Raw genomic sequence first — 25,577 nt, 5'->3', positions numbered from 1 at the left:
AGCCGGAGGTAGCCCGCCCGCAAAAGACGGAACACACCCACGTCCACAGCGCTCCGGAACATACCGACGCCATCGCGGGTGTGCTCTCCGGGTTGCCGTTCCGCGCCCGGATCTGGGTCCGCCGCGCCCGGATCGTGGGATTGCGGGTCTCGCGGCTCGTCCGGACCGGGCTGATCAGGCTCCTGCCCGGTGTCCGATTCCTGCTGCGGGCGCTCCACAGGCGCTGGCGCCGGTCCTTGCAGTTCCGGACGGTCCTCACCACGCTTCTGCTGTCGATCGGTTCCTTCGCAGTTGTTGGCGCCTACCTGTCGAACCAGATCGCCAACAACCTGTTCCAGGAGCGGTTGACGCAGGCTGAGTCGGAGACGCTCTATAACGTCAAACAGGTCCAGGACACCTTCGACGGCGCCCAGGTCACCGACCAGTCGAGCGTCATTACGCTTGTCTACAACACTTTGAATGCCGTGGAGGGGCGCGGAAACGTGATCCAGCGGCGGTACGTGTTTGAGGCGATGCCCGAGCAGACCAAGCCCCGCAACCGCTGGGTTGAATCGCGGGCCTCGGACCAGCTGACCATCAGCGTGATTCCGCCGGAGCTGCGGAAGGCAGTTCAGGAGTCCGGAAAGGACCAGTTCTGGGCATCCACGGAGTTCCCTGTGGGAACGGAAGACCGGCCGGGCATCGCCGTGGGCAACAAGGTCACGTTCAACGGCACCGTGTACGAGCTGTACCTTATTTACGACCTCAACACTGCGCAAAAGACCCTCGACGAAATACAGAACGTCCTCCTGGCCGGCGGCGCGGTCCTCGTTCTCATCATCGGTGCCATTGCCTGGTACGTGACGCGCAACGTCGTCAGCCCGGTCAGCCACGCCGCAGTGGTGTCGGAAAAGCTGGCGGCCGGGCAGCTCCAGGAACGAATGGTGGTCAAAGGCGAGGACGAGGTGGCGCGGCTGGGCGCATCGTTCAATCACATGGCCGCCAGCCTGCAGGAACAGATCACGCAGCTGGCCACCTTGTCGCAGATGCAGCAGCGCTTCGTCTCGGATGTGTCCCACGAGCTTCGCACGCCGCTCACCACTGTGCGGATGGCAGCAGAGGTCCTGTACGACGCGCGGCACGATTTCGATCCCATCAACAAGCGCTCGGCGGAACTGCTCTACAACCAGGTGGAACGCTTCCAGTCCCTCCTTGCTGACCTGCTTGAGATTTCACGCTTCGATGCGGGCGTGGCAGTACTCGACGCCGAACCCACCGACATCCTTCAGCTCGTGGCCAACGTCGTGGAAGACGCGGGGCCGGTCGCGGCTGAGTACGGTTCGGAGGTCACCATCAATTCGCGGGAAGAGAGCATCGTGGTGGAGATGGATGACCGGCGCATCGAGCGGATTCTGCGCAACCTGGTGCTGAACGCGCTGGAGCACAGCGAAGGCAAGCCGGTCAGTATTTCCGTCGCTGCTAACGACACCGCCGTGGCGGTAGCCGTCCGCGACCACGGTATCGGCATGACACAGTCGGAAGCCGCCAGGGTGTTTGACCGTTTCTGGCGTGCGGACCCTGCCCGGGCGCGCACCACGGGCGGCAGCGGGCTGGGCCTGTCCATTGCCGCGGAGGACACGAAACTCCACAACGGGTGGCTCCAGGCTTGGGGCAGCAAGGGGACGGGAGCGAACTTCCGGCTGACGCTGCCGCTTCGGCAGGGCGAAGCCATCACCAAATCGCCGCTTCAACTGGAACCGGCCGACGTCGAATTGCCGGGCGGCTCGGGGCAGGGCACCATGCTGCTGTTTGGAACCGTTGCTTTCCCGGAGGGAGCAGGAGCCGACGCCGGTCCTGCCGGGCCCACAGGGCAGGCAGCGCCTCAGCTGGCCGTGCCGTCGGCAGCTGCTCCGGGGTTCAAGCATGGCGAGGGCCGGGAAGAAGCAAAATGACCCGTATCCCAGGGCGGTTTGGCACGGTGGCCGCGGCCTTAATGACTGTATTGCTCCTGCTGTTAACCTCCTGCGCCCAGATTCCGCGCTCGGGGCCCGTGGGGAAAAGCACCGACGAGAGCGCGGGCAAGCCAAACAACGCGCCCGTCTTTTTTCCGGTTGCGCCGCGCGAAGGCGCCGGACCTGAATCCGTCATTGAAGACTTCTACCTCGCTGGCAGCGGCTACGAGGACGACTACGCCGTGGCGAGGGAATACCTCACTCAGGCAGCCTCCGTTGCGTGGAAACCGGACCAGCGCACCCTGGTCTTCCGCTCAACCAGAGTGGTCCGCACCGGGGTGGAAAACGTCTACAACTACGAACTGGACGTTGCCTACTCGGTTGATGCGGACGGGATTGCCACACAGTTTCCCGAGGGCACCAAGGAGAAGATTCCGGTCACGCTGACTCAGGTGGACGGCCAGTGGCGCATCTCCGCCATCCCGGACGGGATCGCCATCCCGGAGCAGACATTCAAAGTGATATACGGCGCCTACCCCATCTATTTCTACGATCCCAGCTTCACTTATGCCGTGCCCGACGTCCGATGGTTCAACAAGAAGAAAACGGTCAAGGCGATGACCAGCGCCTTGCTGAGCGGTCCGGCTCCCTACCTCAAGGGAGCCGTGGTCAGTGCCTTCCCGTCCGGGATGAAACTGACGCGGGAGTCCGTTCCGGTCGTCTCCGGCGCAGCGCAGGTTGACCTGTCAGCTAAGGAACTCGTGGAGGCTTCCAACGAGGACAGGTTGCGGATGCAGACACAGCTGGCTCTCTCCTTCCGCGGCCAGCCGGATGTCGTCAACGTCGAACTGCGCGCGAACCAGGACCTTGTCCGGGTCGAGGACAACGGGTCCGTGCTGCCTCCTGTCCGGGACAAGAACGTGCCGGCCCGCCAGATCGCGGTGAGCGACGGCCAGCTGGTTCGATATGAGAACAACCGGATCTCGCCGCTCCCGGATATCCAGTCGGTGGGGGCCCTCGGCCCGGTTTCCCCTGCCGAATCGCCGGTATCGCAGTCGGCGGCGTTCCTCAACGGCAGCCGGACCACGTTGTATTCCATCTTGCCGGGGCAGCCTGCGCGGGCCCTGACCACCCGCACCACCCTGACCCGCCCGTCGTTCGGCCAGCAGGATTGGGTCTGGACGGCCGGTCCCGGCGCCAATGGGGCAACGGAAGTACTCGCCTTCCGGCCCACCGGAATTCCGGAAGGCGCCAACATTCCTAGCGTCACGCTGGCCCCTGCCTGGCTGGCCGGACGCACCGTCAAAGAATTCCGCATATCGCGTGAAGGCGTCCGGGCGCTCGTGATTTCTGAGCAAAACGGAAGAACCCGGGTGCAGGTGACGGGAATCGTCCGGAGTGCAGACGGCACCCCCCGCGACCTCACGGCCCCGACCACCCTCCTGACCGACCGCGATCCGGACCGTGGCGTGTGGGTCAGTGACACTACCGTCGCGGTCATGAAAGCATCGGCAACTGACAACGTAACGCCCGAATTGCTGTCCCTGGCGGCGTCACAGCCCCAGCAGCTGGCACCCTGGCCCGGGCTTACGGCCATCAGTGCCGGCAACGGCCCGGAGGAAATCTTCGGGCAGTCCGCCGACGGCATATTCCAGCGCCTAGGAAACGGCTGGTCGCCCCAGCTGAAGGGGCCGGTGGACCCGTCATTCCCCGGCTAAGACCGGCAAGCCCTGTCCACATATGCGCCGATTCCACATAGGCGGACAGGAGACTTCCGGTGGAGCCGCCCGCCATGGAGCCTTTGCATGTGGAGAGAAACCCGGACCCCGATCTTGAACCGCCGGCGCCCACCGCGGCAAAGCACCGCAGCGACTACTCACAATGGTGGCCGCGGGCTGCGGACGGTGCAGCGAACGCTGGCCGCGAGCTACTGGCGCTGGCGGCCCCGGTTGAATGCGTCTGTTGCGGGACGGAGGACTTCGCGCTGTGCGGACCCTGCGAGCGGGCGGTGCGTATCCTCACCAGGACCCCGTTCCGGGCTGAGGGGCAGGCTCCTGCCCTCATGGACGTGAACGGTTCGGTGATCCTCCCCGTCGTGGCCGCCGGTATTTATCGCGAGGAACTTGCACAGGCCGTGCTGTCGTTCAAGAAACATGGCCAGGGGCAGCTCGGATCGGTGTTGTCCAAGGCGCTTAGTCGAGCCATCAACGGGGCCGGCGGAACACTGCGGGGATACTGCCTGATACCCGTTCCCACCACCAACAGCGCGTTCAGGAAGCGGGGCTTCAGCCCCGTGCACCTCCTGCTGCGGAATCTGGACCGCAGCGGGAGCCTCGGCGCCGGTAACCTAGCCGACGCACTCCGCAAGAGCCGTGCCTTTACGCAAGGGCCGTCTGCTGCCAATAATGACCTGTCCGGACGCCTCCGGGCGCTGGTTCAAGCCCACCCGATGGCCGGAGGCCAAAAGGGACTGGGGCGGGGCGCCCGCGCCAAACGTGTCCGGGGGTCCATGCGGGCAAGATCCTCGCCGCTCGCGCCGGACATCCGGGGACGCCCCTGCATCATCGTGGATGATGTCCTCACCACCGGGGCCACACTGGCGGAAGCAGCGCGTGCCGTCCACCGGGCGGGAGGCGTGGTGGTGGGTGCCGTCGTGCTGGCGGCGACACGCCCGCCCGACGCCGCCGAACCATCAGCCGTTCCCGGTGCCCCAGCAGGGACTGGCGGCTGACATTGAAAAAAATAAATGAAGAAAAGGTGAATAACGGGTAGCGATGAACTAACGTCGGTTGTGGGTACCAAGATCAGTTGTACCTGTCGATAGCGGCTCGGAAAGGGGCTCGACTGTCAGTCAGATCGGCCCCGGGAAGTGCCGCCGTCGTGTCACCGAAGTCATTTGGAGGGCACCATGGAGTTCATGATCAGCGGACGGAATTTGACGGTTTCAGACCGCTTCCGCGAATACGCCGACGAGAAGATCTCAAAGATCGCATCGCTGGGAGACAAGGTCCAACGGGTGGACGCGAAGGTCTCCAAGGAGACCAAGGCCCGCCAGACCGCAGACTTGCTCACAGTTGAGCTGACCGTCTTGGGCCGCGGCCCCGTCATTCGTGCAGAGGCAAGCGCCGCCGACAAGTTCGCCGCGTTCGATCTCGCTTACAACAAGCTTCTTGAGCGCCTACGCCGGGCCAAGGATCGCAAGAAGGTCCACCATGGGCGGCACACACCCAAGGCCGTCCGCGAGGCGACTGCCAGCCTTGAGCCGGCAAGCACCACCGAGCCTCTGTATGTAGAGGCCATCAACCACCAGGAGCCCCAGGCTGCACCCGTTGAAAAGTCGCCCTACGAGGTCGACAATGACATCCCTGCAGGAGATTCACCGGTCCTGATCCGCCGCAAGGTGTTCCCGGCGGCGTCCCTCACACTCGACGATGCCGTCGACAACATGGAGCTCGTGGGCCACGACTTCTACCTCTTCGTGGATAAGGAAACCAAAGCGCCGTCCGTGGTGTACCGGCGCGACGGGTGGACCTACGGCGTCATCAGCCTGGACCAGACGTGCGAACCGGGCGAAGCAGCCGTCGAGGAAAAGATCCTCGCCTACCGCTCGGAGGATGAACCTGCGCGCCCTTGAGCCGCGAGTCCGCCTAAGCTGGTGTTGACCAGCCAACGGAAGGACTGACATGGGCGCATCGCTGAGCCTTATCCAGGCGCGGCGGATCGCTTTGGCAGCCCAGGGATTGGACAAAGGACGGCCCGCCGGACCCGTGAGTGCACGGGCGGTGGGCCGTACCTTTGACCGGCTCCACCTGGTCCAGATTGACTCCGTCAACGTTCTCGCCCGCAGCCACTACCTGCCTTTCTTTTCCCGGCTCGGAAACTATGACCGCGCCATTCTGCACCGGATGGCCTCAACGCATCCGCGCAGAATGACGGAGTACTGGGCACACGAAGCGAGCTTCATCCGGCCGGACCATTTTCCGGACCTGCTGCTGTGGCAGAACCGGAAATGGGTCGGCGCATCCGGCATGGATCCCGAACTTCGCACGGACGTAGCCGAAAAGGTCCTCGCAGTACTGGCCAATAGCAAGCCCCTGACCGCCGCTGAACTCACCGCAGGGATCGGGCATGTCGAAGACCGTCGGACGGACAACTGGGGGTGGAACTGGAACGCGGTCAAGCGTGTCCTGGAGCACCTTTTCGAGGAAGGACTTGTCTCGGCCTCCTCCCGGACCGAACAGTTCGAACGCCGCTACACGCTGTCCGCCAAGGTGTACACCGCGTTGGACGGCGGGGGCGCGCAGGACGCCGATCCCGCGGGAGCGATGGACCGGCTCATCGAGGCCGCTGCAAGGGCCCATGGCATCGGCACCGTGCGCTGCTTCGCCGACTACTTCCGCACGCCGATGAAGGCTGCCGCCATCGCGGTGGAGCACCTGGTCGACGGGGGCAGACTTGAGCCGGTATCGGTCCGGGGCTGGGACCGGCCGGTTTACCGGTATGTTGACGCCCGGTTGCCCCGCGCGGCAACCGGGCGGGCGCTTCTGAGCCCTTTTGACTCGCTTGTCTTTGAGCGTCGGCGGCTGGAAGAGCTCTTCGGCTTCCACTTCAGGATCGAGATCTACACTCCGGAGGCCAAGCGACGCTTCGGGTACTACGTCCTCCCGTTCCTGCTTCGGGACGGCATCGTGGCTCGTGTGGACCTCAAAGCCGACAGGCCGGCCGGCCTGCTCCTCGCGAGGGCGGCGCACGCCGAACCGGGTGCTCCAGCCGACACCGCCGTTGAACTTGCCCTGGAGCTCCGCCTCATGGCCGAATGGCTGGGGCTTGACGGCGTGGTTGTCTCGCCGGTCGGCGACCTTGCCGCTTCCCTTGCTGAGGCCGTCGCTGCCCACGAAACCGGACTATCCGCTCTCAGGGAACAGGCGTAACGTGCCGTGCGTGTCTCCCGTAGACTGAACACGCCAGAATTCGGCAGCTTGAGACTGGGAGCAACTTCACGTGGCATCACTTATCGAAAAACTTCTCCGTACGGGTGACAAAAAAACCCTGAGGCAATTGAGGAACTATGCCGATTCCATCAATGCCCTGGAGAGCTCTTTCAAGACCTTCACGGACGCCGAACTGCGTGAAGAAACCGGACGGCTCCGGGAACGCCACCAGGACGGCGAAAAGCTCGACGATCTCTTGCCGGAGGCTTTCGCCGCCGTCCGCGAAGCTTCCTCCCGCACCCTGGGAATGCGGCACTTCGACGTTCAGCTGATGGGCGGCGCAGCCCTGCATCTGGGCAACATTGCCGAAATGAAGACCGGCGAAGGAAAGACTCTCGTGGCCACCGCTCCGGCCTACCTCAACGCCCTGGCCGGCAATGGCGTTCACGTCATCACCGTGAACGACTACCTCGCTGAATACCAGTCCGACCTCATGGGCCGCGTCTACCGCTTCCTTGGCCTGAGCAGCGGCTGCATCCTGTCCAACCAGGACCCTGCAGTGCGCCGCGAACAATACGCCGCGGACATCACCTACGGGACCAACAACGAATTCGGTTTTGACTACCTGCGCGACAACATGGCCTGGGACAAGTCAGAACTGGTCCAGCGCGGCCACCACTTCGCCATCGTTGACGAAGTGGACTCCATCCTCATCGACGAGGCCCGTACCCCGCTCATCATTTCCGGTCCGGCCCAAGGCGACACGAACCGCTGGTACAGCGAATTCGCCAAGGTGGTCCTCCGGCTCCAGGCCGACACCGACTATGAGGTCGACGAGAAGAAGCGCACCGTGGGTGTGCTCGAAGCCGGAATCGAAAAGGTCGAGGACTACCTCGGCATCCACAATCTCTATGAGTCCGCCAACACCCCGCTGATCGGCTTCCTGAACAACGCCATCAAGGCCAAGGAGCTCTTCAAGCGGGACAAGGACTACGTCATCCTCGACGGCGAAGTCCTGATCGTCGACGAACACACCGGCCGCATCCTGGCCGGCCGCCGTTACAACGAGGGAATGCACCAGGCGATCGAGGCCAAGGAAGGCGTCGAAATCAAGGCCGAGAACCAGACGCTGGCCACCGTCACGCTGCAGAACTACTTCCGCATGTACAACAAGCTTTCGGGCATGACCGGCACAGCCGAAACCGAAGCCGCGGAGTTCATGGGCACCTACAAGCTCGGAGTGGTGGCGATCCCCACCAACCGGGACATGCAGCGCATCGATCAGTCGGACCTGGTCTACAAGAACGAAGCGGTCAAGTTCGACGCCGTCGTCAAGGACATCGCTGAGCGCCACGAAAAGGGCCAGCCCGTCCTCGTGGGAACCACCAGCGTTGAGAAGAGCGAATACCTCTCAAGGCTGCTGGCCAAGGAAGGCATCCGGCACGAGGTACTGAACGCGAAGAACCACGCCCGTGAAGCCGCGATCGTCGCGCAGGCCGGCCGTAAGGGAGCCGTGACTGTCGCCACGAACATGGCCGGTCGCGGTACCGACATCATGCTGGGCGGAAACGCCGAATTCACTGCCGTCGCCGAACTGGCCGCCAAAGGCCTGGATCCGGAAGAAAACTCGGAAGAGTACGAAGCGGCCTGGCCTGCGGCGCTCGAAGCGGCCAAACAAGCAGTCAAGGACGAGCACGAAGAAGTGCTTAACCTCGGTGGACTCTACGTCCTGGGCACCGAACGCCACGAGTCGCGCCGGATCGACAACCAGCTCCGCGGCCGTTCCGGACGTCAGGGCGACCCCGGTGAGTCACGGTTCTACCTGTCCCTCACGGATGACCTAATGCGTTTGTTCAATTCGGGCGCGGCCGAACGGCTCATGAACAGTTCGGTGCCGGACGACGTTGCACTGGAATCGAAACTGGTGTCCCGTGCCATTGCATCTGCGCAGGGCCAGGTTGAAGGCCGTAACGCGGAACAGCGCAAAAACGTGCTGAAGTACGACGACGTCCTCAACCGCCAGCGTGAAGCAATCTACGGCGACCGCCGGCGCATCCTCGAGGGAGACGACCTGCACGAGAAAGTGCAGTTCTTCATCGAGGACACCATCACTGCCCTCATCGACGCAGCAACCACCGAAGGCACCGGCGACGACTGGGACTTCAACCAGCTCTGGACGAACCTGAAGACGCTCTACCCCGTCAGCGTTACATCCCACGACGTTATCGACGAGGCCGGCGGCAAGTCCCGCATAACAGTGGACTTCCTGAAGGAAGAGATTCTTTCCGACGCCCGCCTGGTCTACCAGGCCAGGGAACAGGTCATCGGATCCGAGAGCATGCGCGAACTGGAACGCCGGGTGGTCCTGTCTGTGATCGGCCGGAAGTGGCAGGAGCATCTCTACGAGATGGACTACCTGAAGGAAGGCATCGGCCTTCGGGCGATGGCCCAGCGTGATCCCCTGGTGGAGTACCAGCGCGAGGGTTTCATCATGTTCCAGGCCATGATGGAGGCCATCCGTGAGGAAAGCGTCGGATTCCTGTTCAACCTTGAGGTCGAGGTGACTCCTGCGGAAGACGTGGTGGTAGCCGACGGCGCCGGGGAACACACGGAGCACCATGAGCCGCAGATCCGTGCGGCCGGCCTGGAGGCTCCGGAGAAGCCCGCGCAGTTGCAGTACACCGCACCGGGAGAAGACGGCGCCAGCCAGACGCGTGTCGAGGGAAGGACCTCCGGACGTTCGGGAAATCCGGCCAAGGCCGCTGCCCAGGACGGCACCCGGAAGCCCGCTCCGAAAAAGAAGAAGCGCTAGGAAATGACGGCTGCCGAAGCAGCCGCACCTTGAAGACGGATGAGGACCGGAACAACTGTTCCGGTCCTCATCCGTCTTCGCGCAGGTGTGGAGGGGTGGCTTGTGCGGCGGCGCCTTCACGAAGAACAGTCAGCCGATCTCCAGCGCGGTGATGCGCCACACCTGATTGCTGCGCTCGAGCCTCACTGCCACTGCACGGACCCGTAGTTCATCCACCACGACGGCACTTGCCTCGTAGATCCCAGCGGCGACTTGGCAGGCGCGGACCGACCGGACGGCCGGATTGCGGTGCAGTCGCCCTGCTGTCGGAGACGGCCCGGCCGCAAGCCGTCGGGTGAGTGCGGCACGGTGCTGCAGTGATGCCAGGCAACGTTGGTCAAGCCTGCGTGAGAGCTGCTGGATAGGACGCGTTCCTGCCAGCACCTCGATGGCGGCCTGCACCGTCCCTCGGGCAATGGCACAGATTTCCCTGTTCTCATCCACCGTCTGGAGGGCACGCCGGCTCTCGGTGGCTTGAACCCGGCTACGCTCGGCGGATCGTTCCGCCTGCGGCAGTGTGGGGACCAGATGCAATGCGCTCATGACGTTTTCCTCTGTTTGATGGCGGATACCTAAAAGTTCCACGTGTGGCTTTGCTGCGGATTCAGGACCTGGACGGAGGCCGGAGTACCTGTCCCGGGAGAAGGACATCGGGGTTTTCACCCAGGACGGCCCTGTTCGCCTCGTACCAGCGAGGCCATTCCAGGGCGATGTCGCGATCAGAAGCGGGGGAGCCCAGCTGGTTGGCCGCAATGGTCCAAAGCGAGTCACCGGCCACCACGGTGACCGATCCGTCCTCGTCAACCGGCTGTTGGCGGGCAGCCCGTACAGGTTGTGCCGACAATGGACCCGGGCTGACGACGGGCGCATGCGGTTTCCACCTCGGATCAGTGCCGCCGAGACCGGGGTGAGGTGCTGACGCCGCGTGTTCGGTGGGCATCCACACTGCTGCAGTGGCCGGAGGGGAGGCTGGACTCCACTGGGGGTCAGCGGTCACCATGCCGGCGTGGGCAAGCGGTGCTCCCAGCAGCTGAAGTCCCACTGCGGCGAGGGCGAGGCGGCGCATGAAGGAGGGACTGTATTTTCCGGTGATCTCCGCAGCCCGGCGGCTTCCGGCGCGTTCCAGGCCGGCGGAAGTTAGTGCAATCAACATCGACAGAATCCACCAGGCGACAACGATGAGTCCCGTTGTGTTGACGACAAATCCGAGCAGGTCTTCGAAAGCCAGTGACTGGTCCCTGGCAGATGATCGCTCCCATCGCTCCGTCAGCGAGGCTCCTGTTGCCGCCAGGAGGAGCCCGAGAAGCAGGATCGTCACCGCCAGCATTGCGTCCGAGCGGAGCAGCCTGCCGCGTGAAACCTCCATGATCCTACTCCTCACGTCATTTGATGTTGTTTGATGTTATTTGATCTAGTTGAACCAAGTTTGAACTTAGTTGACGGCTTTTGTCCAGTGATTTGTTTTTCGTCGCATGGGCCGGCCGCGAATTGACCGGGGGACGGCGCGCGCCTAGATTGGCGGCATGCGTTGGGACGCCTTGTTTGAGGACATGGAGGCACAACTGGCCTCAGTTGGCCGGCTGGAGCTCGAATCGGAAATCGCCGAGCGGTCGCGGGCAGATGTCGCGGGCGTGGAACTGGCGGACAGGTTGCGCGGTTCCCTGGGGCTCAGGGTGGCGGTGCACCTGGGATCCGGAGCCGTGTTCGAGGGCGCCTTGAGTCACGTGGGGGGAGAGAGCCTGGTACTCAACGATCATCATCAGCAGGTGCTGGTGCCCTTTGCGGCAGTTTCCCGGTACCACGGCCTGGGGAGGCTGGTGATGGCGGAGCCGCCGTCCGTCCGGCGAAAGCTGGGGCTGGCCAGTGCCCTTCGCGGCCTGGGGCGCGACAGGGCTGATCTGTCGGTTGTTCTCATCGGCGACGCACAGGGCGCGGCGGGACTGAGTGGTGTTATTGATCGCGTGGGGCGGGACTATTTCGATCTGGCCATGACCCGGTCCGGAGAGGTCCGCCGCGCCGCCAACGTCAGCCAGGTTGCCTCGGTGCCTTTTTCCTCGCTTGGTGCACTACGTTCAATACGCGGAGCGGAGCTCTGAACGCACTCCCTGGCGGCGGAAGATGCACGCGCGCCCGGTCCCGGCTCAGACCGGCGTCCCTGCTCAGAGTGACTTGGACTTGGCTTCCTGGATCATGCGCTCGGCTTCCGCGTACCGCTCTTCGATGTACTGTTCCAGCATCTTTTCTTCCACGCGCCACTGTCCGCGGTTATCTTGCCTCGATTACCGCTGTAGGAATTGTTTGTTTGAGCACCTCGCTCTTCGTTCCTAACTCTTTTCGCAGTCCATGTGAGGATGGCGGCGGGTGGCCTGATAGGCGCCATCTCCAAACGCGGCGCCTGGGGCCCGCCCGCCGTTCATCCGGTGTGCCCCTCTTGAGGCCATTCCCGGCGTCCCGTTTGGCGAAGGGTGACCGGGAACCATCGACTTCGTCGTGTAGGTCGGGGACACTGATGCAATAGCGCAGGTGCGTAGCAGCTTGAATAAGACCAGGACGGTCTGGCGGCCAGGTTCCCATCCGATGGGTCTGCGACTTGGAGGGAGTGACGATGGGCAGGATTTGGAATAAGAAAACCCCCATTCTGTCTCTGATCCTGTTCGGGATCGTAGATGTCAGTTCGTTCATTGCGGTTTCAGGTGACAGCCGCTTTGGCTACTGGCCACCGATGATCTTGTTAGTAGCCATTCTCCTTACGATCTTTAACAACTTCAGAATCGATCGTCTGGAAGCGCAGCACCTGGATGCAAGCAAAGAAGGCGGCGACGAGGCCAGATAGACAAGGTCATGGATCCTTCCTGAACAGTGTGCCCGTGGAACGTTGGATTCAATTTCACACCCCCGCTGCCACGAGTCCCGTAAGCCGAACCCTTACCGCAACGGTCCCTCCGCTATGAACTGCTCAGCGGGCCTATGCATCCCGTCCCGAACCGTTTCCCGGTTCCTCGAACGGACCGTGGCGAATCAGGAACCCGCCACCAACAGCTACGGACTCCTGGGGCAAAGCCACCGCCTCGGGAGCCAAGTTGCGATCAATCCTGGCAGTACGCTAGAGGATATAAAGACACCCGCCACCGGCCGCATTTAGGGAACATGGAGATGCATAAAGCAACCCCCTACATCATCGGCATTCTCGGAATCATGGTCGCTCTCGGCGGACTCATTATTGCCCTTCTTCCTGACGGCAAGGTGCTGCCCGGCATACTTTTCATAGTGCTTGGGTTGTTTCAATCCGGTACGACATTTTGGAAGCATCGAAGGCAGAAGTCGTTAGAGAGAGCAAACGATAAAAATCTTGGAAGCGACTGACACCCATGTGCTGAATATCGGGGGTGTCTGAACGCACGACGTGGCTCAGCATCGTCTCGTAAGGGATGTCGGAACTTTGAGCGGGACGCCGCCAGAGCGAACGGGGCTGCCGCTAGTGGCCTCTAAGCTACCTGGCCGCTTCCCGCCTCCTTCAATCTCTGAGAGGCGCGTTCGTGCTCCACAACCTCCTCGGGACGGAACATGGTCGCGAGGCCTGTCCCTATGAGCAGGGAAAATGGCCGCGGAGAGAGGAACTGGCTGGGTCCGTCCATGAGAGCCAAAACAAAAGTCGTAGCCATGAGTGGGGTCAGGACCACCATCATGACGAGGTACCAGCGGGCGGGCGCAAACACCACCGGCGACCCCTTGACGTGACCTCGGACAAGGTGCGCTACGCCGCCGCAGGCTCCCAGGATAACAACAGCGGCGCCCCCCAGCGGAAGACGTCGTCTCCCTCGTGATTTCCGAAGACGGCCAGCGCTGACGCACTTAGAGTCAGCAAACCGGAGATCCATGCTGTGTCAATCGTTGCCGCTTCGCCCAGATAAAGGGTGCGTTTGTGGAACCCTTACCGGGCGCTGGCGGTCCGACAAATAGGGCCAAATTGGCCTGGACGGGACGCCGCAGAATACCGACCCCTTACCGGGCAGTATTGCGCAGGAACGAAGACGCGAGTGAGGGGTTGCAGTTTGATAATCGTTAATCCTCTGGCCTAGCAGTAGCTGTCTTTTGCCCTGCTTGAACAGGATAGCTTCCGTTTGTGCGAATTTTTCAAGCGGTTCAAGTGACGGTCGAGAAAGATGCGAACGTGTGGGTTGTGGTGGATGACCGCTTCCGTTTGAGTGAGGAATGCCGCGGCTACGCGTTGTGGCTATTCCATTCCGGGCGGGCGGTGAACACCCAGAAGGCTTACCAACTGAGACTGGCGAGGTTCCTGTCCTGGTGCGCAGAGACCGGCACGGCATGGACTGGGCTCCGCTTCCATCAGCTTGCGGCTTACAAAGCGTGTCTTGAAGGCCCCTCTGCCAACGGCGGTCGGCTTTCTGGAAAGACGGTCAATGCCCATCTGACGGCCGTAATGGTGTTCTTGCGCTACGCCGTGGCGCAGGGGTTCGCGACTGACCACCTCCGGGCGACCGTCGAAGGAGGCCGCCCTGGAGTGGCTTCTCTGAAGCTAGCAGGGCAGTGGAAGACGGCTCCGGCAAGGCTGGTAAAGGCCCGAGAGATCAAACGACGGCCCGTGGTTCTGACCCCGACACAAGCCGACTGTATTTTGGAGGCGGTCGATCGGCCGCGGGACAGGCTCCTGGTGCTGCTCATGTTGCGTTGCGGTCTGCGTGCCGGTGAAGCGCTCGGTCTGAGGCTGGAAGACATGCATATGCTGCCCGACTCCGGCCATCTGGGCTGCACAATTCCAGGACCCCACGTCCATATCGAAAGGCGTAGCAACCCGAACGGGGCCTGGGCCAAGTCACCGTATGAGCGAGATGTCCCCGTGCCGGCTGATGTTTGCGAGGTGCATTCGGCCTACATGGCGCAGAGATACAGTTCCCTTGGCCGCGACCAGCCCGACGCAGTGTTTCTGGCTGCGACCGGTCAGAGCCCGGTGCCGCTGGGCTACTCGGGGCTTCACAGCATGCTCAAGGCTATCGGGAAGGCCACGGGTTTGCCGGTCAGGGCGCATCAGTTCCGTCATACGGCAGCCACCGGATGGGCGAGGGCCAAGGTCGACCCGGATGTCATCATGGCGTTGTTGGGCCACAGGTCTTTGGCGTCGACGTCCATTTATCTGCACCCTGCACAGGATGAGCTTCGCGGCGCTGTTGAAGGAACGCTGCCCGGCCGGGAGGAACAGCAGTGACCGCCGCCGCTGAGTTCCTGCGCCGTGAATCACCGGTGCCTGAGGCCGGTTCATACCTCGCCTTTCTGGAATCCATGCTGCAACACCCCTGGCGTTCAGGGGAATGGGACGCCCAGTTATGGCTGTTCGCTGCGGACCCGGATAATCCGCTAACCGGAATCTATGCCTGCCCCACGCCCGGGTGCCCGCGGGTCGCAAGCGTCACAGGTCGCCTCTGCCTTTCCTGCCTGGGCGGTGAACCAGGTGCTGAACCTGCGCCGACCCGGCGCCGTGCCTTGGACCCGAACCCGCCGCGATGCATAGTCGGCTCAGCCGGGCAGGGCTGCCGGGCCATGGGCATGATCAAGGGACTCTGCCACCGGCATTACGCACGCTGGCATCACAGCTCCGACAACGGACAGCAACGGCCCACCATCGAGGACTTCGCAGTGGCGGAGAAAGAGATGTTTCCTCCCGGCAAGGCGTGCGCATCCCGGGGGTGTAGGGAGGAATCGAACCAGCGCGCGTCCGGTCTGTGTCTGTGGCACCACGCAATGTTCCGGAAACTCGCCAAACTCGGTGTCGACCACGAAGCCTTCATCACCGTCGAACGTCCCCTCGATATCCGCTACCACCGTCACGAGTTCTCCTTCATCGATCTGCCACCGATCCTTCGCACGGAGTTGCTGCTCGTCCTCCAGGAACGCGACCGGAACTCATACCGGATCCTCCCTGCCACGATTCGCAGAATCGTCCGCGTTGGCATGGAAACCCGCGCCCGCTCCATCCACAGGCTGCTGGACGCCGAACAGGCCCGGCCACGCCCCGACGCCGGCGTCGTCGGCTTCCTCCGGCACGCCGGCCTGCTCACCGCCCGCTGGCGCTACCGTCACTCGGGCCGGGACATGCGCTCTGAGGACGTCTGGGACGCCGCGGTCATCGGCCTCCGCAAGGACCGGACAACCCGCACAATCTGCTCCAAGGGCACTCTCGATTTCCGCCCCATCAGCGTGAACTGGCTGCGCCAGGCAGCCAAGGAATACTCCCGCCACTTCGACCTCGCAGCCGATCAGGTCCGCGACGTCATCCGCACCGTCCAGGTCGCCTCGGACGCCCTGGCACGCCGACCACACGGAACCCGGCCAGAACAGCTGACGCGGGCCGACGCGCACGCGGTCGTGGACGCATACCGCCACCTCACCGGGCCCGACGGCGAACCCCGCACGGACTCGGTCAAGTACGACTACTTCAAGCTCTTCCAGCGGATGCTACGCGATGGAGGCGACCTGGAAATCCTGGCCCAGGTCAGCGCCCGATTCATGTTCATCACCGCCGAGTCCCTGCCGACGGCAGGGCCGCACAAGAACCCCGGGAAAGCGATCCCGGACCACATCATCAGGATCCTTGATGCGAACCTGGAACTGCTCGCCGTGGACGCGGCCTATGCCGCTCCGGCCGGACGAACCCGGGCCTTCCAGAACCTCATGCTGCAGACGATTTACCAACTGCTGCGGGACCTCGGCCGGCGGCCGACTGAGATCTACTCGCTTCGGCGCGACACCCTGCGGGAAACCGATGACGGCCAGCCATACATCATTTACGACAGCCATAAAACGGCCGAATACGGGCTTGAACTTCCCATCCACCGCTCCACGGCCCGTGTCATTCAGACTTGGCAGAACGCGCTCGGGACAATCGAGAACATCCACCCCGACGCCGCCGGTTACTTGTTCCCGTCGCCAAGGCTCTACGGTCCCCAGTCCAGGACCCACATCACGCCCACCGGCTTCCACACCAACTACTGGCGCTGGATCGACAGGATTCGGAACCTGCCCGAAGTCCAGGACGACCCGGCAAGACCAGCCGACTTCCTCACTCGCTCCCGGATGGGCCTCTACAACTGGCGCCACACCTACGCCCAACGGCTCAGCGACAACAGCACCCCTCCCGACGTCATCAAAGAACTGATGAACCACAAAAGCTTCACCACCTCCACCGGATACATCAAGATCACCAGGGAACGACAGCGTCAGGCCATCGAGACCGTCAACAGCACCACCATCGACCGCCGGGGACTGCTCCACGGCCCCAAAGACTATGCAGCCTATGTCCGGGAATCCGTCTCAACACCCCTCGGGCTCTGCACCGAACCGAGCAACGTCAAAGCAGCCGGACAATCCTGCCCTGTCCGCAACAAATGCGGCGGATGCCAGTACTACCGAGCCAACCTCTCCCACCTGCCCCAGATCGACGCCCACATCGTCGCCCTCACCGCCGACTTGGCCTCAGCCGGGGACATCGCCGAACCCTGGGTCCACCAGTCACTCAAAGAGGAGATCAGCTCCTATAAGCGAATGCGCACCGCACTCCTGAAGGAAAAATCCAGGCTTACTCCTGAAGACAGGGCGGCGATCGACGATGCCGTCACGCTGCTGCAGCAGATCCCTGCCTCAGCGCCGCCTCCCACCGTGGGAGAAGGGCGCCGAATGCTGCCAGTGACCCCCGTCAGCAACGGCAACCGAACGTGAGCGAAAAACGGCAGGCAGCAGTTGCCGAGCTCATTGCGGCCAAGAAAAGGGAAAGTAAAGCTAAACAGGCCAGCGTCCGGAAAGCGGTCGCGAAGCTAATCAATGGCCCGGAACTCTTCACCGTTTCCTCAGTAGCCCGGGCAGCCGGGGTCAGCCGCTGGCTGATCTACAACAACCCCGAGCTCAAAACTGCGGTCAGCCGCGCCGCCGCCCAACAACGCGCAGCATGGGCCCAAGGACACGAGCAAAAAGGGATGACCCCAAAAGGCGCCGTGACTGAACTCCTCCGGCTCCAGGAGCGGCTCGCGACCGTCACCCGGCAACGCGATGACTACAAACGTGCAGTACGCGCCAATCTCGCCGAAGCACTGGCCGGGCGGACGCCGGAACAGATGGCGAACTACATCCAGGAGCTGGAAAACGAGCTCACGGCCGAGCGTGAGAACGCTGACAAGGCCCGCACCGCTATCTCAATGCTCGAAGCCACAGTTGAGGACCTGAACGACCAGCTGCGCGCCGCGCAGTCCATCAACAGGACCATGATGAAACACCGGAACGAGACCGCACCCGTCATAAAGCTCGAGGCCCGAACACCTGAAAAGCGTTAGAGCTCGTCCGGCACAGGTCGGCTCTCAACAGACTGCGCACGGACATACTCAGCGGTCTTCTCATAACCCCGGGCTATGTACTCCTCCAAAAGGCGCGACTCAACCCGCCACTGGCCACGACCCCCGACCTGGATCGCAGGCAACTCACCCGACCGCACCAGGGCATACGCCTGCGCCGAGGAAATATTCAGGATCTCGGAAACATCGGCCAACGCCAGAAACCGCTTCTCAGCCACAACACATCACGCCCCAAACACTACCCAAGCCAGCCCAACGTTCCTCACGAAACGAACATAAACAATTCCCTATCATCAGGCCCTACACCCTGGAATTCCGGGTAAGGAACGCTCGAAGCCGACAAGTTGCCCAAGATAACCGCGTCCGCCCACCTGGATGGCTTTGAGTTCGCCGCTACGCACGAGCGCATAGGCCGCCGGGGAGTTGATCTGCAGCTGTTCTGCTACGTCTGCAAGGGTGAGGAATCGGGGCATGTTTCTATTTTGCCACCATTGGCGTCGGGTGGTGCTGTTATCCACAGTTTGGCGTTGTTTGGTCTTTTGACTTTCGATCAGGCCCATTTGCCGTAACAATGAGGTAGTCCGGCGCATCAGCCAGTCCGCCGGCACCGACGGGGGGAACAGTACGTGAGTTCAGGTACGACGGCCATTGCAGTCAGGCTCAAAAAGCCGTCTTGGAAAGATCCGAGGCTGCTTCTCGGGTTCCTGCTGGTCCTGGCCTCCGTGGCCGGTGTTGTGTCATTGGTCGGGGCCGCCGACCAGACCACCGAGGTGTTTGCGGCAAAAGGTCAGATCGCCGTCGGCGAGAAAGTCACTGCTGAAAACGTCAACCGTGTGAAGGTCAGGCTCGGCGACGTGGAATCCCACTACGTCACCGCAGAGGCCGGACTTCCCGAGGGCATGGTTGCCGTGCAGCAGATCGGTCCGGACCAGTTGGTTCCTCGGGGAAGCCTCGGCAAGCCCGATGCGCTGAACCGTAAGCCGGTCGCAATTACTGTCGACGAAGCCCTGCCGGAGCAGGCCGCAGCAGGGTCACGGGTTGACGTCTGGGTGGCCCTGCCTGATGCCCGCAACGGCTTCAGCGAACCGAAGTTGTTGCTTCCAGGGGCTGAGATCGCCGAAGTTACCCCGGGCTCGACCACGTTGGGATCTTCCCGCTCCACGGTGGTCATGGTCCTTGTCACTGACGAGCAGATGCCAAGGCTGCTTGGTGCCCAGGCGAACAAGGCGAGGATTTCCGTGGTCTGGAACCCGGGCGGCGGAACATCATGAGTATCCCCGTCGTCACGGTCGGTCAGTCCCGGGAGGATCTGGTCGGCGGCCTCGAACGCCTCCATGGACCGGTCACTGTGGTGAGGAGATGCTCGGAGCTGACAGAACTGCTGGCCGCCTGCCAGAGCGGCCTCGCCCGTGCAGCCGTTGTCGCGGAGGGGAGTGACGAACTGACGGCCTCGCTTGTTGACCGGCTCACAGCCGTGGGCGTCGTCGTCATCGCATTGACGGACAGTACGGAAGAAACGGTGAGGCTGACGGCGATCGGTGTCACGGCAGCGCCTGCGGGGGTTGACTCGGCAGCACTTGCAGGCAGGATTTCGGGCGCGGTTGCCCGGTGGGCCAGTCCCGCGCCGTTTCAGGTGAGGGACAGCGGATTCGCGGACACCGGTGCCGCCATCCGGACCGTGCCGGAGGAAATCGATGCCGTCCCGGGAGAGCCGTCCGGTAGCGGACAAGTCATCACCGTCTGGGGTCCCGCGGGTTCTCCCGGCCGGACTCTGGTGGCCGTCAACGTGGCCGGTGAACTCGCCGCGGCCGGCAATTCAGTGCTTCTGATTGACGCTGACAGCTATGGAGCCAGCGTCGCGGGCATGCTGGGACTGCTGGATGAATCCGCAGGTCTAGCCCAGGCGTGCCGGCTGGCCGACCTGGGGCAACTGGATGCCGGCGCGCTGCTGAAGATTGCCACACCCGTCGTCCTCAAATCCGGGATGCTCCGGATTCTGACAGGCATCACACGCGCGGATCGCTGGACCGAATTGCGCGCAACAGCCCTGGGTGTCGTCTTTGAGAGGGCCCGGGAGGTCGCGGATTTCGTCGTGGTGGACACCAGCTTCTGCCTCGAAGCGGACGAGGAACTCAGTTTTGACACCATGGCTCCACGCAGGAATGCCGCCACGCTGCGGAGCCTCGAGCTCGCGGACACCGTTTATGCCGTGGGATCGGCCGACTCGATCGGCGTGCCGCGGCTCGTCCGCGGTCTTGCTGAACTTGAGGCAGCGGTTCCCCAGGCGTCACCGAAGGTGGTCCTGAACAAGGTGCGCGCCGCTGCCGCCGGACGTTTCCCTGAGCGCCAGCTGCGCGAGGCGTGGGAAAGGTACGGGCCGTCAGAAGGGATCACCGCGTTCCTCCCGGCAGACGGCGCAGCAAGTGACGCGGCGCTCCTCGCCGGGAGTCTTCTGCTGGAGGCCGCACCCGACTCGGGGCTGCGTCAGGCCATCGCCGACCTGGTTTGTGCACCTGCCCAGCAAAAACGCCGATCCTCTGTCTTTTCTTCCACAGCGAAGAGGCACCTAAAGGGCTAGGCTCGCCATAAGGGCTGCAATGAGGCAGCTATGAACTTGTGATGGAGGCGTTTGTCGATGTCGTCTGGCTCCAATGTGGAGGATCAGTCCGTTTTGCTCGGAGCCCGTGAAGGGTACTTCGGAGACTATTACGAGCACCTTGCGGAGGAGGATTCCCGGGCCTATTCGCCGGATGTCCTGGCCGCCCGCGCCGAGACCCACCGCGAAGTTGCCGCTGTCCGTGTACCGGGCACGGCCAATATCAGGATCGTGGACGAGTCGGACTGCAGCGTCGTGTATATCGTCACGGACGACATGCCGTTTCTCGTGGACTCCGTCAACGCCGAGCTCGTTCGCCAGAACTCGGCAATCCACCTTGTCCTCCACCCGCTGTTCGTCGTCACCCGCAACCGCGCAACCTCCCGGCTGACGAAGGTGGACAGGGTTCCGTCCAGCATCGGCATCTCCAGCGGCGACACTGCCGCAATGCCAAGCCTGTCGCACCTGATTGCCCAGGGTGACAACGCCTCGCACATGGAGTCCTGGATCGCCGTCGAAATCGGCCTTGCCAGCGAGGAAGCGCAGGGGCGGCTCATCGAAGGCATTGAGCGCGTGCTCGGTGATGTGCGGGCCGCCGTTGAAGACTGGCCCAAGATGCGCAACAAGGCCCTCCAAATCGCCCAGGACCTGGACAACGTGGCCAATGCTTCCCAGATCGAGGAACTTCGCCAGGCCCAGGACCTCCTCCGGTGGCTCGATGACGGAAACTTCACCTTCCTTGGCTACCGCGAATATGACCTGGTCAACGAGTCCGGTGAGGACGTCCTGGAACTGCGGGAGGAAAGCGGACTCGGACTGCTCCGCAGCGGCGCGGACGGGCACCACGTCCAGCACCTCACCGTCGCCGGCCGGAGGAAAGCGCGGGAAAAGCGCGCTCTGGTGATCACCAAAGCCAACTCCCGCTCCACAGTGCACCGTCCGGCATACCTCGACTACATCGGCGTGAAGAGCTTCGACGCCGCCGGCAACGTCAACGGCGAGCAGCGGTTCATCGGCCTCTTCGCCACCAGCGCCTACGCGGGCTCGGTCCGGAACATTCCGATTGTTCGCGAGAAGGTCGAAGCCGTCCTGCGCAGCGCCGGCTTCCCGCCGCACTCCCATTCGGGCAAAGACCTGCTGGGTATCCTTGAAACCTACCCCCGCGATGAGCTGTTCCAGATCGAGGTTTCCGACCTCGCAGCGACGGCAACAGGCATTCAAAGGCTGCAGGAGCGCCGGCGCACCCGCTTGTTCCTTAGGCCCGACATCTACGGCCGGTTCATGTCCGCACTCGTGTACCTTCCCCGTGACCGCTACACCACCAACGTGCGCCTCCGCATCGAGCAGGAGCTCCGCGAGACCTTTCACGCCGTCTCCATTGATTACGAAGCCAGGATGACCGAATCGGCGCTGGCCAGGCTCTTCTTCCGAATCCGGCTCCCGAAGGACGCAGACGTCAGCGACGTCAATGTCGAGGAACTGGAGAAGAGGCTTGTCCGTGCCGCGCGTTCGTGGAGCGAAGGCATCACGGAAGTGCTGCGTGCCAGTGGCGCCAACGGCGACAACAAGGCGATTGCCTCTGCCTGGGCCGAGGCCTTCCCGGCCAGCTACCGCGTGGACTACGAGGTCGAAGATGCGCTGACGGACATTGCGCGCTTCGAGAAGTACGGGTCGGCCGCCGAGCCGGCTGAAAAAGGACGGCTTGAGAAGCCCGGGGTACACGTGTACCTGCCCGAGGGCGCAGGGGCCACGCTCGAAGAGGACGCACGCGTCAAGCTCTACATGCTGGAGCCGAAGAGCCTCAGCCAGATCCTGCCGTTTTTTCACAACCTGGGGCTCGAAGTGCTCGATGAGCGGCCGTTCGAAATCGAGACGGCCGACAAACGGGATTTCTTCCTGTATGACCTGGGCCTGAAGTACCCCTCCGGTGTTGCTCCCCTCGCGACGGGCCAGTTGTTGGCGGACGCTTTCGGCGCCGCCGTCTCCGGCGACGTCGAGTCGGACAGCTTCGACCGCCTCGTCCTGCGCGAGCGCATGCCGTGGCGCCAGATTGTGGTCCTCCGCGCCTATGCGAAATACATGCGTCAGATGGGCAACACAAACTCGTTCGGATTCATTGCTGACACGCTCCTGGCAAATCCTGACGTGACACGTTCGCTCGTGGCCCTGTTCGCGGCACGCTTCGACCCTGCCCTCGAGGACGACGTCCGGGCGGAGCGCCAAGCCAGCGTCCGTACGGAGCTGGCAGCCGCCATTGAACAGGTTGCAACCCTGGACGCCGACCGGGTGCTCCGGACTTTTGCGAACCTCATCGAGGCCACGCTCCGGACGAACTTCTATCAGCAGAAGCCCTACCTGAGCTTCAAGCTGAATCCGGCCGCAATCGACGGACTGGCTTTCCCGCGACCCATGTTTGAAATCTGGGTGTACTCGCCCAGGGTGGAGGGCGTGCACCTCCGCTTCGGCAAGGTGGCCCGCGGCGGGCTGCGCTGGTCCGACCGGCGTGAGGACTTCCGGACCGAAATCCTTGGCCTTGTTAAGGCGCAGACGGTAAAGAACGCCGTCATTGTGCCCACCGGCGCCAAGGGCGGATTCTTCGCCAAGCAGCTTCCGGATCCTGCCGCCGACAGGACCGCGTGGATGGCGGAGGGCGTGGAGAGCTACAAGACTTTCATCCGCGGCCTGCTGGACCTGACGGACAACCTGATCACCACTCCGGACGGCGAAGCTGTGGTTCCGCCGGCCGACGTCGTCCGCTACGACGACAACGACAACTACCTCGTTGTCGCAGCAGACAAGGGAACCGCAACGTTTTCAGACATCGCCAACGGGCTCTCGACGGAATACGGCTTCTGGCTCGGGGATGCCTTTGCCTCAGGCGGATCCGTGGGTTACGACCATAAGGCCATGGGGATCACCGCCCGGGGCGCGTGGGAATCGGTCAAGCGCCACTTCAGCGAACTCGACCTTGATACCCAGTCGGAGCCGTTCACCGTGGTGGGCGTCGGTGACATGTCCGGGGACGTCTTTGGCAACGGCATGCTGCTGTCGAAACACATCCGGCTTCTGGCCGCGTTCGACCACCGCCACATCTTCCTGGATCCGAACCCCGACGAGTCGGCGTCCTACGAAGAGCGGCTGCGGCTCTTCAACCTGCCCCGGTCCTCCTGGGATGACTACGACAAGGCCCTCATCAGCGAGGGCGGTGGCGTGTACGGACGGCAGGCCAAGTCGATTCCGGTCTCCGACCAGGTGCGGGCAGCCCTGGGACTTCCGGACGGCACCTCTGAGCTGAGCCCGCCGGAGCTCCTTCGCGCCATTCTCCTGGCGCCCGCCGATCTGCTGTACAACGGCGGCATCGGAACCTACGTCAAGGCAAGCACCGAAACGCACGCCGAGGTGGGGGACAAGGCCAACGACGCCATCCGCGTTGACGGGCGTGACCTCCGCGTCAAGGTGGTCGGAGAAGGCGGAAACCTGGGCATGACCCAGCGCGGGCGCATTGAGGCCGCACTTCAGGGTGTCATCCTGAATACGGACGCCATTGACAACTCGGCCGGAGTCGACTGCTCGGACCACGAGGTCAACATCAAGATCTTCGTCGACCGGATGGTCGCCGCGGGCAAGCTCGAGTCCGCCGAGCGGGCCGATTTCCTGGCGTCCATGACGGATGAAGTCGGCCGGCTCGTGCTCGAAGACAACATTGACCAGAACATCCTGCTCCTCAATGACCGAATCCGGGTGGCGGAGTGGAGCCCCAGCTATGAACGGCTGATGGACTGGCTGGAGAAGTCGGCCGACCTCAAGCGCGAGCTCGAAGCACTGCCCACAACCGCGACCCTTCGGGAACGCCTGGCCCAGGGGCAGGGGCTGACCTCGCCGGAACTCTCGGTGCTGGCGGCCTACGCCAAGATCGAACTCGCAACGGCACTGCGTGAGAGCGATCTCGCCGACGATCCGTGGTTCAGGCAGACCCTGCGGTCCTATTTCCCGAAGCAGCTGAGGGAGAGGTTCGACGTCGAGCTCGACAGCCATCCGCTGCGGCGCGAGATCATCGCCACTGTCGTGGCCAACGACATGATCAACCTTGGCGGCATCACGTTTGCATTCCGCACCATCGAAGAGACGTCAGCCAACGAAGCCGCGGTGGCCAAGGCGTTTGTGGCCCTCCGCGAAATCTACGAGCTGGACATCATGGTCGGCGAGCTCAATGAACTGCCGGCCTCCTTCCCCACCGAGCACTGGAGCACTGTCCACCTGGACATCCGCCGGCTCCTGGACCGGGCTGTCCGCTGGGTGATCGGCCAGGGCAGCGCTTCCCGGCCGATCTCCGAAATCGTGGCTGAATTCAAGCCTCTGATGGATCCGATGCGGGCCCGGCTCCTCGATTACCTGCGGGGCGACGACCGTGCCCGGGTGGCTGCGTGGCTGGAAAAGGCCCGGAGCTGGGAACTTCCGGAGGACCTCGCCCATCGCTGGGCCGAGCTGTTCGAAAGCTTTGTGCTGCTGGACATCGCCAAGATCGCCCACATCAACGCGGAGCCGGTGGAAAGCATCGCACACGTGTATTACACGGTGTTCGACCGCTTCCACGTGGATTCCCTCCTGGAACGCATCACCAAGCTCCCGCGGCGTGACCGCTGGCAGGCGCTGGCCCGTGCCGCCTTGCGTGACGACCTCTACTCCACCATTTCGGATATTACGACGTCGGTGCTTGAGTCGACGTCGCCCGGGACCCCTGCGGAGGACCGGGTACTGAAGTGGGAAGGCCTGAATGCCGAACAGCTCGACCGTGCCAGGAGCATGTTTGAGGAGGTCAACTCGCTCGAAGCGGACGATATGGCGTCACTGTCGGTAGCATTGAGGCTCTTGAGGTCAATCGTCCGGCGCTAGGGATCCGTTCCTTAGCGT

General features: G+C 63.1%; 18 protein-coding genes and 2 pseudogenes. 15 read left to right on the top strand and 5 right to left on the bottom strand.

All coding sequences use genetic code 11. The annotated features are described in order from the left end of the window. Window positions 1–71 precede the first annotated feature (71 nt). The 6 genes from mtrB to secA all read left to right on the top strand — a co-directional run bounded on the left by mtrB (window position 72) and on the right by secA (window position 9,674). Window positions 72–1,931: an MtrAB system histidine kinase MtrB gene (gene mtrB / locus ASF98_RS01480; RefSeq protein ID WP_055797256.1), complete on the top strand. Its 1,860-nt coding sequence runs from the start codon at window positions 72–74 to the stop codon at window positions 1,929–1,931. Next, window positions 1,928–3,649, top strand: a complete 1,722-nt coding sequence (locus ASF98_RS01475; RefSeq protein ID WP_055796486.1) for an LpqB family beta-propeller domain-containing protein — start codon at window positions 1,928–1,930, stop codon at window positions 3,647–3,649. Before mtrB ends, ASF98_RS01475 begins: the two co-directional genes overlap by 4 nt. A 74-nt stretch (window positions 3,650–3,723) precedes the next feature. Continuing rightward, the gene (locus ASF98_RS01470) at window positions 3,724–4,662 is read left to right on the top strand and encodes a ComF family protein (protein ID WP_200939272.1); all 939 of its coding nucleotides are present in this window, start codon (window positions 3,724–3,726) and stop codon (window positions 4,660–4,662) included. A 177-nt stretch (window positions 4,663–4,839) separates the two neighbouring features. After that, the gene (gene hpf / locus ASF98_RS01465; RefSeq protein ID WP_028270189.1) at window positions 4,840–5,565 is read left to right on the top strand and encodes a ribosome hibernation-promoting factor, HPF/YfiA family; all 726 of its coding nucleotides are present in this window, start codon (window positions 4,840–4,842) and stop codon (window positions 5,563–5,565) included. Window positions 5,566–5,614: 49 nt separating this feature from the next. Further along, window positions 5,615–6,862 (top strand): winged helix-turn-helix domain-containing protein, encoded by a 1,248-nt coding sequence (locus ASF98_RS01460; RefSeq protein WP_055796482.1) that lies wholly within the window; start codon window positions 5,615–5,617, stop codon window positions 6,860–6,862. A 70-nt stretch (window positions 6,863–6,932) separates the two neighbouring features. After that, window positions 6,933–9,674 (top strand): preprotein translocase subunit SecA, encoded by a 2,742-nt coding sequence (gene secA, locus ASF98_RS01455; protein ID WP_055796480.1) that lies wholly within the window; start codon window positions 6,933–6,935, stop codon window positions 9,672–9,674. Between the two features lie 129 nt (window positions 9,675–9,803). On the opposite strand, the gene ASF98_RS01450 is transcribed toward secA, so the two are convergent. Beyond that, complete coding sequence (locus ASF98_RS01450) at window positions 9,804–10,256, bottom strand: Rv3235 family protein (protein ID WP_235505567.1); 453 nt, start codon at window positions 10,254–10,256, stop codon at window positions 9,804–9,806. 61 nt (window positions 10,257–10,317) lie between these two features. Next, window positions 10,318–11,079, bottom strand: coding sequence for a LysM peptidoglycan-binding domain-containing protein (locus tag ASF98_RS01445; RefSeq protein WP_055796477.1), 762 nt, complete (start codon window positions 11,077–11,079; stop codon window positions 10,318–10,320). A 157-nt stretch (window positions 11,080–11,236) separates the two neighbouring features. On the opposite strand from ASF98_RS01445, the gene ASF98_RS01440 reads away from it, so the two are divergent. Next, window positions 11,237–11,809: a hypothetical protein gene (locus ASF98_RS01440; protein WP_055796475.1), complete on the top strand. Its 573-nt coding sequence runs from the start codon at window positions 11,237–11,239 to the stop codon at window positions 11,807–11,809. Window positions 11,810–11,872: 63 nt separating this feature from the next. On the opposite strand, the pseudogene ASF98_RS01435 reads toward ASF98_RS01440, so the two are convergent. Then, window positions 11,873–11,977, bottom strand: a pseudogene (locus ASF98_RS01435) (helix-turn-helix domain-containing protein); the annotation flags it as partial. A gap of 341 nt (window positions 11,978–12,318) precedes the next feature. On the opposite strand from ASF98_RS01435, the gene ASF98_RS01430 reads away from it, so the two are divergent. The 5 genes from ASF98_RS01430 to ASF98_RS01405 all read left to right on the top strand — a co-directional run bounded on the left by ASF98_RS01430 (window position 12,319) and on the right by ASF98_RS01405 (window position 18,052). Continuing rightward, window positions 12,319–12,546, top strand: a complete 228-nt coding sequence (locus ASF98_RS01430) for a hypothetical protein (protein WP_055796472.1) — start codon at window positions 12,319–12,321, stop codon at window positions 12,544–12,546. A 320-nt stretch (window positions 12,547–12,866) separates the two neighbouring features. Further along, entirely contained in the window at window positions 12,867–13,076 is a 210-nt protein-coding gene (locus tag ASF98_RS01425; protein ID WP_156372239.1) for a hypothetical protein, read from the top strand. A 760-nt stretch (window positions 13,077–13,836) separates the two neighbouring features. Next, entirely contained in the window at window positions 13,837–14,937 is a 1,101-nt protein-coding gene (locus ASF98_RS01415) for a tyrosine-type recombinase/integrase (RefSeq protein ID WP_055796465.1), read from the top strand. Between the two features lie 533 nt (window positions 14,938–15,470). Beyond that, the gene (locus ASF98_RS01410; protein WP_055796461.1) at window positions 15,471–17,444 is read left to right on the top strand and encodes a tyrosine-type recombinase/integrase; all 1,974 of its coding nucleotides are present in this window, start codon (window positions 15,471–15,473) and stop codon (window positions 17,442–17,444) included. Further along, the gene (locus ASF98_RS01405; RefSeq protein WP_055796458.1) at window positions 17,441–18,052 is read left to right on the top strand and encodes a DUF6262 family protein; all 612 of its coding nucleotides are present in this window, start codon (window positions 17,441–17,443) and stop codon (window positions 18,050–18,052) included. The genes ASF98_RS01410 and ASF98_RS01405 overlap by 4 nt, the downstream gene beginning before the upstream one ends. On the opposite strand, the gene ASF98_RS01400 is transcribed toward ASF98_RS01405, so the two are convergent. Then, a complete protein-coding gene (locus tag ASF98_RS01400) occupies window positions 18,049–18,288 on the bottom strand; it encodes a helix-turn-helix domain-containing protein (RefSeq protein ID WP_055796455.1) in 240 nt (79 codons plus the stop codon). The genes ASF98_RS01405 and ASF98_RS01400 overlap by 4 nt on opposite strands. 138 nt (window positions 18,289–18,426) lie before the next feature. Next, window positions 18,427–18,543: pseudogene (locus ASF98_RS23555) on the bottom strand (helix-turn-helix domain-containing protein); the annotation flags it as partial. A gap of 153 nt (window positions 18,544–18,696) precedes the next feature. Here ASF98_RS23555 and ASF98_RS01390 point away from each other — a divergent pair. The 3 genes from ASF98_RS01390 to ASF98_RS01380 are packed head-to-tail and all read left to right on the top strand — an operon-like array spanning window position 18,697 to window position 25,559. Further along, a complete protein-coding gene (locus ASF98_RS01390; RefSeq protein WP_055796449.1) occupies window positions 18,697–19,341 on the top strand; it encodes a hypothetical protein in 645 nt (214 codons plus the stop codon). Further along, window positions 19,338–20,648, top strand: a complete 1,311-nt coding sequence (locus ASF98_RS01385; RefSeq protein WP_055796447.1) for an AAA family ATPase — start codon at window positions 19,338–19,340, stop codon at window positions 20,646–20,648. The genes ASF98_RS01390 and ASF98_RS01385 overlap by 4 nt, the downstream gene beginning before the upstream one ends. A 57-nt stretch (window positions 20,649–20,705) precedes the next feature. Continuing rightward, window positions 20,706–25,559, top strand: coding sequence for an NAD-glutamate dehydrogenase (locus tag ASF98_RS01380; protein ID WP_055796444.1), 4,854 nt, complete (start codon window positions 20,706–20,708; stop codon window positions 25,557–25,559). The last annotated feature ends 18 nt before the right edge of the window (window positions 25,560–25,577 follow it).

It is taken from the genome of Arthrobacter sp. Leaf337, assembly GCF_001423745.1.
Taxonomy (GTDB): Bacteria; Actinomycetota; Actinomycetes; order Actinomycetales; family Micrococcaceae; genus Arthrobacter.
Note: the sequence above shows the minus strand (reverse complement) of the source record. Positions and strands in the feature narration are given on the sequence as shown.

Excerpts from the sequence above, each read along its gene's own strand:
- ASF98_RS01380 (WP_055796444.1), top strand. The coding sequence starts at position 20,706 with ATGTCGTCTGGCTCCAATGTGGAGGATCAGTCCGTTTTGCTCGGAGCC.
- ASF98_RS01430 (WP_055796472.1), top strand. The coding sequence starts at position 12,319 with ATGGGCAGGATTTGGAATAAGAAAACCCCCATTCTGTCTCTGATCCTG.
- ASF98_RS01445 (WP_055796477.1), bottom strand. The coding sequence starts at position 11,079 with ATGGAGGTTTCACGCGGCAGGCTGCTCCGCTCGGACGCAATGCTGGCG.
- ASF98_RS01440 (WP_055796475.1), top strand. The coding sequence starts at position 11,237 with ATGCGTTGGGACGCCTTGTTTGAGGACATGGAGGCACAACTGGCCTCA.
- ASF98_RS01450 (WP_235505567.1), bottom strand. The coding sequence starts at position 10,256 with ATGAGCGCATTGCATCTGGTCCCCACACTGCCGCAGGCGGAACGATCC.
- ASF98_RS01470 (WP_200939272.1), top strand. The coding sequence starts at position 3,724 with ATGGAGCCTTTGCATGTGGAGAGAAACCCGGACCCCGATCTTGAACCG.
- ASF98_RS01385 (WP_055796447.1), top strand. The coding sequence starts at position 19,338 with ATGAGTATCCCCGTCGTCACGGTCGGTCAGTCCCGGGAGGATCTGGTC.
- ASF98_RS01425 (WP_156372239.1), top strand. The coding sequence starts at position 12,867 with ATGCATAAAGCAACCCCCTACATCATCGGCATTCTCGGAATCATGGTC.
- ASF98_RS01475 (WP_055796486.1), top strand. The coding sequence starts at position 1,928 with ATGACCCGTATCCCAGGGCGGTTTGGCACGGTGGCCGCGGCCTTAATG.
- ASF98_RS01410 (WP_055796461.1), top strand. The coding sequence starts at position 15,471 with ATGTTCCGGAAACTCGCCAAACTCGGTGTCGACCACGAAGCCTTCATC.
- hpf (WP_028270189.1), top strand. The coding sequence starts at position 4,840 with ATGGAGTTCATGATCAGCGGACGGAATTTGACGGTTTCAGACCGCTTC.
- ASF98_RS01460 (WP_055796482.1), top strand. The coding sequence starts at position 5,615 with ATGGGCGCATCGCTGAGCCTTATCCAGGCGCGGCGGATCGCTTTGGCA.